The following is a 7552-nucleotide window of genomic DNA, read 5'->3' on the forward strand; positions in this document are numbered from 1 at the left end:
CGCGCCGGCCGAGACCATGGAGGCGAGTGTGGCGGCGGCAATCGAATCCCTGCCCAGGCCGGGGCCGACCGTGCGTTCCTCGACGAGCGTGAAGGAGGCCGGCAGCGCGCCGGAGCGCAGCAGGATCGCGAGACGGTTGGCCGCTTCCACCGTGAAGCGACCCGAAATCTGCCCCAGCCCTTGCGGGATCGGCTTAATGATGCGCGGCGCGGAAACGACCTCGTTGTCGAGGATGATGGCGAAGGGCTTCCCGACATTCGCGGTGGTCGCCGCCGCAAAGGCCTGCGCGCCGCGCACGTTGAAGCGGAAATTCACAACCGGTTCGCTGGTGCGCTGGTCGAAACCCGGTTCGGCCGAGACAAGATCCTCGCCGCGCACAAGGACACGGCGCTCGACAACCTCGGCAACCTGGGGAGGAGGTGGCTCATTTTTCTCTTGGCGGTACTTCAACGTCTCGATCTCAGCCGCCGCCGCACCCGGCTCCGCCACCATGCGGAATTCGAGCTTGCCCGGCTGGAGAACGTCGGTGATCTCCTTGGAATTCGTGGCACCCGGCATCTGCACCACGATGCGGTCGAGGCCCTGGCGCTGGATCACCGGCTCCTTCACGCCCTCGGGGTCGAGGCGGCGGCGGAAGATCTCGATCGACTGGTTCACCGCGCGGCCGATCTTGTCGTTGATCTCGGCATCCGTGATCGTCAACGTGATGAGGCCGTCGCCGGAATCGACAATTTCAAGATTGCGCTGCCCGGTCTGCCCGATCAGCGCATTGGTAATGGGCTGCGCCAGTTCCTGCAGCTTCGGCAGCACGCGCGCGCGGTTCGCGGCATCGCTGATTCGCACGGCGACGCCGCGATTCTGCGCGACGATTCCGCCCGTGGGCGCCACGCGCTCGTTGCGCAGCACGCGGCGCACATCTTCCTGCAATTGCCGTGTCATGTCACGCAGGAGCCCCGGTCGGTCGACCTCGAGCATCACATGCACGCCGCCCTGCAGGTCTAGGCCGAGTTTCACCGCACCCTTGGGCACCATGAAGGATGGCAGGTAGCCCGCAAGCGTGCGCACGACCTGATCGCCAAAGATGGTCGGCAGCGTCAGGTAGGCGCCAACGAACAGCGTGAAGGCGATCAGGACGGTTTTGAGGGTCGATTGCCGGAACATGGAACTCCCTGAACAAGGCCGCTGGCGGGGCATTTCGGCGCGGGCGGGGCGGCGCGCTCCGCCTCACCCGGCGAGAAGGCGTCAGCCGGCGCTGGGCTCGCTCTTCACGCGCAGCTCGGCGACCATGCCGCGCAGCATGCGAACCTTGACGCTGTCAGAGATCTCCACCTCGATCTCGTTGTCGTCGATGACCTTGGTGATCTTCGCGATCATCCCGTTATTCATCACGATCACGTCGCCGCGGCGGAGGTTCTTCACCATTTCCTGATGGGCCTTCGCACGCCGCTGCTGCGGCCGGAACAGCAGGAAATACATGATGATCAGCACGAGGCCGAACGGCAGCAGCTGAACGAAAAGATCCGTGCCGCCGGGGGCAGCCGCGCCTTGTGCGAAAGCAGGGGTAATCACGAGCGTTTCACTCCATCAGGTCGGGCGGGAAAAGCCCGGAAATCATATGTCGGGGCGTATATAATCGCTCGCCCCGGAAACGCAAACCAAAGCGGGCCCGGCATGGCACGCGGGCCACAGGCCTTTCCACGGATACATTGATCGGAGAGCCGGTTCCCGCTAATCCCGCGCGAGATCGTCAAGGATGAACCGCGCATGAGCCTGCCCCCTTCCCCGGAACTCGAGCCGCTGCTGACCCGGATCGCCGAAGCCCTGGAAAGGCTGGCGCCGCCGACCCCGCCCGCGCCGGATTTTTCGAGCGCCGATGCCTTTCTCTGGAATGCCGCCCGCGGGGCGCTGCAGCCGGTACTCAGGGTCAATCGCATCCCGCTGGCGCTTCTCGTGGGCATCGATCATGTCCGCGACATTCTCGTCGAGAACACCCGCCGTTTCGCGAAAGGTTTTCCGGCCAACAACGTGCTGCTCTGGGGGGCGCGCGGCATGGGCAAGTCGAGCCTCGTGAAGAGCGCGCATGGCGCGATGACCGCTGAGGGCCTGCCGCTGAAGCTCGTGGAAATCCACCGCGAGGATATCAATTCCCTTCCCGCGCTGATGAACAGCCTGCGGCATGCGCCGCATCGATTCATCCTTTACTGCGACGATCTCTCCTTCGACAGCGGCGAGACCTCCTACAAGGCGCTGAAGGCCGTTCTGGATGGCGGCATCGAGGGCCGGCCGGAAAACGTGCTGTTCTATGCGACCTCCAATCGCCGCCACCTCCTGCCGCGCGACATGATCGAGAATGAACGTGCCACCGCCATCAATCCCGGCGAGGCGGTTGAGGAGAAAGTCTCGCTGTCGGATCGTTTCGGGCTCTGGCTTGGCGTCCATAAATGCAGCCAGGACGATTATCTCGGCATGATCGACGCCTATGCCGCCCATTTCGGCCTCGAGATGGACCGAGAGCGCCTGCATTGGGAGGCGCTGGAATGGTCCACCACGCGCGGCAGCCGCGCGGGCCGCGTGGCCTTCCAGTTCATCCAGGATCTGGCGGGGCGCATGGGGCGTGCGAGGGAGGTTGCCTGAGCGCTCGCACGTCTCGACGAGATCGAGACGGCGATCATCGGCATGACCGAGGTCATTGGCGGTCTTTCGCCCGTCGCGCGAGCCTTCCTGCGGGCGATGCTGGAATTTGTGGACAAGCTCCTGAATGCCCGCGCCGTGATCGACGCCGAACGGCTTCGCCACGCCCGCCTTCCTCCCCCGAGCGGATCAGGCCATAAGCTTCACCACGTCGCCGCGCGGGCCCTGGCTCTTGTCATGCGAGCGCGGCTGAGCCTCGAGCGAGGCGGTGTTGTCGGCGACGCGCGCCAGCGTGACGCGATTCCGCCCCCCGGATTTCGAGGCATAGAGCGCGATATCCGCATCCTTCATGGCCTGTTCGAAGGTCATGCCGGGGTTGCGCTGGGCCACGCCGACACTGATCGTCACCTGCAATTCGACGGAAGGCAGCTTCACCGGCAGCAGCGCGATCTCGCGGCGAACCTTCTCGGCGATGACCGCCGCCATCTCGATCGGCCCGCGCACGAGCAGCGAGAATTCCTCGCCGCCGATGCGGGCAAAGCGGCTGTCGATCTCAGCCAGCCGACGTGCGACCTCCTGAAGCACCATGTCGCCGCCATCATGCCCGTGGCGGTCATTCACCTGCTTGAAATAGTCGATATCGAGCACGAGTATGCTCGCAAGTTCCGGCTTGGCCTCGGCTTCCGCGATCATGTCAAAGAAGAAGCGACGGTTGCGCAGGCCGGTCAACGCATCGAAGGACGCGATGCGGATGAGTTCGCGCTGGGCATCGAGCATGCGCTTGCCGGAGCGCAGCCGCGCGAGAAGCTCCGTCTTGCGCGGGGGCTTGCCGATGAAGTCATCCGCGCCGGCATCCAGCGCCTCTGCGAGCTGCTCCTCGTCGGTCGAGGCTGACATCACGATGATGAAGAGCGGGCGATGCGTGCTCGCGACAAGCCGCGCGGACCAGCAGAGCTCGAGGCTCGACATGCCCTCGAAGTCGATGGCCATGAGCAGGACGTCGGGGCCATCCTCGGCCTCCAGATGCTGCAGGGCGCCCTCGGCGCTGTCACAGGCAAGCACCTGGTGGCCGTCCGTTTCCAGCATCAGCGTGAGGATCAACCGACCGATCTTGTTCGGCTCAGCAAGAAGGATACGCATCGGAAATCAACCCATACAAGGCCGGATCCAGATCCCCCGGAGCCTTCGACCCTGAGAAACCCTGCCAAAAATGCTTTAACAACCCCGTGAAGGGTTCGCCGAAAACAATGGTAAACGCGCTTTCGAGACCTGGGCGACGAACCTGTGCATCGCGCTCGCGCAAACAGAAACCCCGCCGCCCCTTTCCTTGGAGGCGGCGGGGCTTTCCCGGCGCGAAGGAGGTGTCTCGCGGCTCCGTCGATCCGGTTAAACCTGCGTCAGTTCATTGACAACATCTTCATCGGGTCCACCGCCTGCGATCCCTTGCGGATCTGGAAGTGGAGTTGCGGCGAGGTGACATTGCCCGAGGAGCCCGAGGCCGCGATCACCTGGCCGCGCTTCACGCTCTCGCCGCGCTTCACCTTGATCTCGCCGTTATGGGCGTAGACGCTGACATAGCCGTTTGGGTGACGGACGAGCACCAGCTTGCCATAGCCCTTCAGCGCGTCATCGGCATGGATGACCGTGCCCCCTTCGGCGGCGCGCACCGGCGTGCCTTCCGGCACGGCGATGTTGATGCCATCATTCGTGCCAGAAGCGCCCTTCGCGCCGAATCCGGAAATCACCCGGCCCTGGGCGGGCCAGCGGAAATTCGCTGCCTGCTCGGCTGGCTCTTCGGCCTGCGGGGCGGGAGCGGGCACGGCTGCCGGGCGCTCGGCATTCCGGGCCGTCACCTTCGGCTCGGGGATCGAGGCCGTGGTTTCCGGTTCAGCGACCGGAACCTTCTTCGTCGCCTGCCTCGCGCTGCGCTCGGCTTCGAGGCGCTTCTGCTCGGTGATCTTCTTCTCGGGCAGGGGCGGCATGGGCTGCGCGCCTGCCTTCGGGGCCGGGCGAGCGGCGGGCGCCTCATCTTCGGCCTCGTCGCGGGTGCGCAGCTGCTTCAGCTTCGCGGCAGCGCGCCGTTCGGCTTCGGTTTCGGGCTTGCCGGTCACGTCACGCACGGCAGGACGCGTGGCCGGGCGAGCCGGGGAGGCCTCCGCGAGAGTCCCACGCGACGGGACGGCGCTGGCCACGCGACGCGGCGCGGTCGTGGAACCCGCGCCCTGCACGGCGCTGTAGGCCGGAATCATGATCTGCTGGCCGGGCTGCGCCTGGTTGACCGACGAAAGCCCGTTGACCGCCAGCAGCGCGCTGACCGGCACACCGTAGCGGCTCGACAGCGTGCCGAGGCTCTCTCCGTGCTGCAGCACGATCGGCGTGCCACCAACGGCGGTCCAGCCCTGCGTGGCGCCAAGCGCCGTGCCAGGGCGCGGCGCGACCGGCGCCAGCGCGGGATAGGAGGCGGAGGCGACGGAGCCCGTCGCGGTGGGCGCGGAAGCCTGCGGGGAGGCCCGCATCATCGGCTGGGTTGGCGGCGGAAGAGCCTGTGTGGTCACCGATCCGGAAGGCGCCGCGCGAAGGGGCGCATTCGGCTGGATCCGGTCGATCGAGGCAGTCGACACCGGATCGAAACTCGTCCGGCTGTTGAACGGGTTCTGGAAGGGATTGTCATTGAAGCGGGCCGTATCGGAAGAGCAAGCCGCAACGAGACTTGCCACCATGACCGATGCCAGCAACCGGGGCTTCACCCGTTCGAACAGGATTGTCATCACTACGCCTACCCACGCACAACATTCAAAGGCGACTGGCGTCAGTCATGAAGGATTCAGTTTAAGTCAGGGTTAGGGGACACGGTTAGGAGAATATGAATCGCCCTGCATTGTTGGAAATTCTACAAGGCAAGCGGGAGTTTGGCGCGCATGCGGGTCATCCGCGCGGGGCCGAGATCACTTTCCACGGGAAAGCCCTGCGCATCGATGCGCCAGAGCGTGAGGCACGTTTCCTCTCCCCGCACCCGGCCACCGATGGCGATGCCGCCGGGCACAAGCCCTTCGAAAAGCTGGGACGGCACGATTCCCAGCGCGCCGCCGATGATGAGACGGTCGAACGGCCCGCCAACCCCGCGCCTTGCCAATCCATCCGCCTGCAGGGCGGTGATGCGCGGCAGGCCGAGTAGGTTGAAGGCCCGCATGGCCGCGACCCCCAGGGTCGCGAAGCGTTCGAGCGTCACCACCTCCGCGCCGGCCGCGGCCATCAAGGCGGCGCTGAAGCCGGAGCCCGTGCCGATTTCCAGCACCCTTTGCCCCGGAGCGATGCGCGCGAGAACCAGCAACCGAGCAAGGCTGAACGGATCTTCCGCTTCCTCGCCGCAGGCAATCGGCAGGTTGATCGGCGCGTAGAGCAGGCCGGGGCGGATTTTCGGGAGGAACGGCGCGCGCGGCACGCGCTCGAAGGCGTTGAAGATCGCGGGCTCGGTGAGGCCCTTCGAGCGCAGGTCGAGCAGGAATCGCGCCAGCGCGGTGTCGTTCGCCTCACCGAGGCTCGCACGCGGAGCCGGATTTCCCCCTTCGCGCAGGGCATGGCCGGCCCGCGCCTCGCCCTGCGGGATCATCTTACTCCAGCGCCTCCGCCAGACGCGTGAGTTGCGGCAGATCAGTGAGGTCGAGCCTGAGCGGCGTCACCGAAATCCTGCCATGCGCGAGCGCGTGCAGATCGCTGCCCTCGGCCGGGGTGATCCTGCCGCGGGCGAAGGCGATCCAGAAATACGGATTGCCGCGCCCGTCCTGCCGCTGGTCGATATCGAGCAGCGCCTGGTTGCGCTGGCCCTGCACCGAGACCGCTATTCCCCGCATGGCCTCCGGCTTCACGGCCGGGAAATTCACGTTGATGACGATGCCCGGCGCGATGCCTGCCGCAAGCACCTTGCGGATGACGTTCGAACCATGCGCCTCTGCGCAATTCCAGGAGAAATTCGCCCGATCCTCCGGGTTCACGGCCTGGCTCAGCGCGATCGAGGGCACGCCGAGCAAGGTGCCCTCCATGGCGGCCGCAATGGTGCCGGAATAGGTGACATCCTCCGCCACGTTCTGCCCGCGATTGACGCCGGAGAGCACGAGATCGGGCCGACCGCCCTTCAGCACATGGCGCAAGCCCATGATGACGCAATCGGTCGGCGTGCCCTTCACCGCGAAATGGCTCGGCGAAATCTCCCTGAGGCGCAGCGGATCATTCAGCGAAAGCGAATGCGAGACGCCGGATTGGTCGGTCTCCGGCGCCACCACGATCACATCGTCGGAAATCTCGCGCGCGATTTTCTCCAGCACCGCGAGGCCGGGGGCATGAATGCCGTCATCATTGGTGACGAGGATGCGCATCAGCCTGCTTTCTCGATTCTTGTGAGGCCACCCATATAGGGGGCGAGCACGGGCGGCACCGTGATGGAGCCGTCCTCGTTCTGGTAATTCTCCATGACCGCAATGAGACAGCGCCCCACCGCAACGCCCGAGCCGTTGAGCGTGTGCACGAAGCGCGTCTCCTTCTCGCCGGAGCGCCGGAAGCGCGCATCCATCCGCCGCGCCTGGAAATCGCCGCAGACCGAGCAGGAGGAGATTTCCCGGTAGGTGTTCTGGCCAGGCAGCCAGACTTCGATGTCGTAGGTCTTCTGGCTCGAAAAGCCCATATCGCCGGTGCAGAGCGTCATCACGCGATAATGCAGGCCGAGCTTTTTCAGCACGGTTTCGGCCGCAGCGAGCATGCGCTCATGCTCGTCGGCGGATTTCTCCGGCGTAGCGATGGAGACGAGCTCCACCTTGTTGAACTGGTGCTGGCGCAGCATGCCGCGCGTATCGCGCCCAGCCGAACCGGCTTCCGCGCGGAAACAGGGCGTGAGCGCAGTGAAGCGCAAAGGAAGCTCCTCCTCCGA

General features: G+C 65.6%; 8 protein-coding genes. 1 reads left to right on the plus strand and 7 read right to left on the minus strand.

What is annotated here, in order from left to right; all coding sequences use genetic code 11:
* Both ACKODO_RS07520 and yajC read right to left on the minus strand, forming a co-directional pair.
* A partial coding sequence (locus ACKODO_RS07520; RefSeq protein WP_408982828.1) for a SecDF P1 head subdomain-containing protein occupies nucleotides 1-1161 on the minus strand: 1161 nt, incomplete at its 3' end.
* Between the two features lie 81 nt (nucleotides 1162-1242).
* Nucleotides 1243-1569, minus strand: coding sequence for a preprotein translocase subunit YajC (gene yajC, locus ACKODO_RS07525; protein ID WP_408982829.1), 327 nt, complete (start codon nucleotides 1567-1569; stop codon nucleotides 1243-1245).
* Nucleotides 1570-1764: 195 nt separating this feature from the next.
* On the opposite strand from yajC, the gene ACKODO_RS07530 reads away from it, so the two are divergent.
* Nucleotides 1765-2634 carry an ATP-binding protein gene (locus tag ACKODO_RS07530; RefSeq protein ID WP_408982830.1) on the plus strand — a complete coding sequence of 290 codons (870 nt, stop codon included), beginning with the start codon at nucleotides 1765-1767 and terminating at the stop codon, nucleotides 2632-2634.
* Nucleotides 2635-2820: 186 nt separating this feature from the next.
* On the opposite strand, the gene ACKODO_RS07535 is transcribed toward ACKODO_RS07530, so the two are convergent.
* The 5 genes from ACKODO_RS07535 to ACKODO_RS07555 form a co-directional block, all read right to left on the minus strand.
* A complete protein-coding gene (locus ACKODO_RS07535; RefSeq protein ID WP_408982831.1) occupies nucleotides 2821-3771 on the minus strand; it encodes a diguanylate cyclase in 951 nt (316 codons plus the stop codon).
* A 257-nt stretch (nucleotides 3772-4028) separates the two neighbouring features.
* Complete coding sequence (locus ACKODO_RS07540) at nucleotides 4029-5399, minus strand: peptidoglycan DD-metalloendopeptidase family protein (protein ID WP_408982832.1); 1371 nt, start codon at nucleotides 5397-5399, stop codon at nucleotides 4029-4031.
* Nucleotides 5400-5521: 122 nt separating this feature from the next.
* A complete protein-coding gene (locus tag ACKODO_RS07545) occupies nucleotides 5522-6241 on the minus strand; it encodes a protein-L-isoaspartate O-methyltransferase family protein (protein WP_408982833.1) in 720 nt (239 codons plus the stop codon).
* A gap of 1 nt (nucleotide 6242) precedes the next feature.
* The gene (gene surE / locus ACKODO_RS07550; protein ID WP_408982834.1) at nucleotides 6243-7004 is read right to left on the minus strand and encodes a 5'/3'-nucleotidase SurE; all 762 of its coding nucleotides are present in this window, start codon (nucleotides 7002-7004) and stop codon (nucleotides 6243-6245) included.
* Nucleotides 7004-7552 (minus strand): aminoacyl--tRNA ligase-related protein (locus ACKODO_RS07555; RefSeq protein WP_408982835.1); only part of this gene is annotated, 549 nt, incomplete at its 5' end. The genes surE and ACKODO_RS07555, both read right to left, overlap by 1 nt.

The organism is Rhabdaerophilum sp. (assembly GCF_046092605.1).
Classification (GTDB): Bacteria; Pseudomonadota; Alphaproteobacteria; order Rhizobiales; family Beijerinckiaceae; genus Rhabdaerophilum.

Coding starts and splice junctions, on each gene's coding strand:
- ACKODO_RS07530 (WP_408982830.1), top strand. CDS start 1,765: ATGAGCCTGCCCCCTTCCCCGGAACTCGAGCCGCTGCTGACCCGGATC.
- ACKODO_RS07535 (WP_408982831.1), bottom strand. CDS start 3,771: ATGCGTATCCTTCTTGCTGAGCCGAACAAGATCGGTCGGTTGATCCTC.
- ACKODO_RS07540 (WP_408982832.1), bottom strand. CDS start 5,399: ATGACAATCCTGTTCGAACGGGTGAAGCCCCGGTTGCTGGCATCGGTC.
- ACKODO_RS07545 (WP_408982833.1), bottom strand. CDS start 6,241: ATGATCCCGCAGGGCGAGGCGCGGGCCGGCCATGCCCTGCGCGAAGGG.
- surE (WP_408982834.1), bottom strand. CDS start 7,004: ATGCGCATCCTCGTCACCAATGATGACGGCATTCATGCCCCCGGCCTC.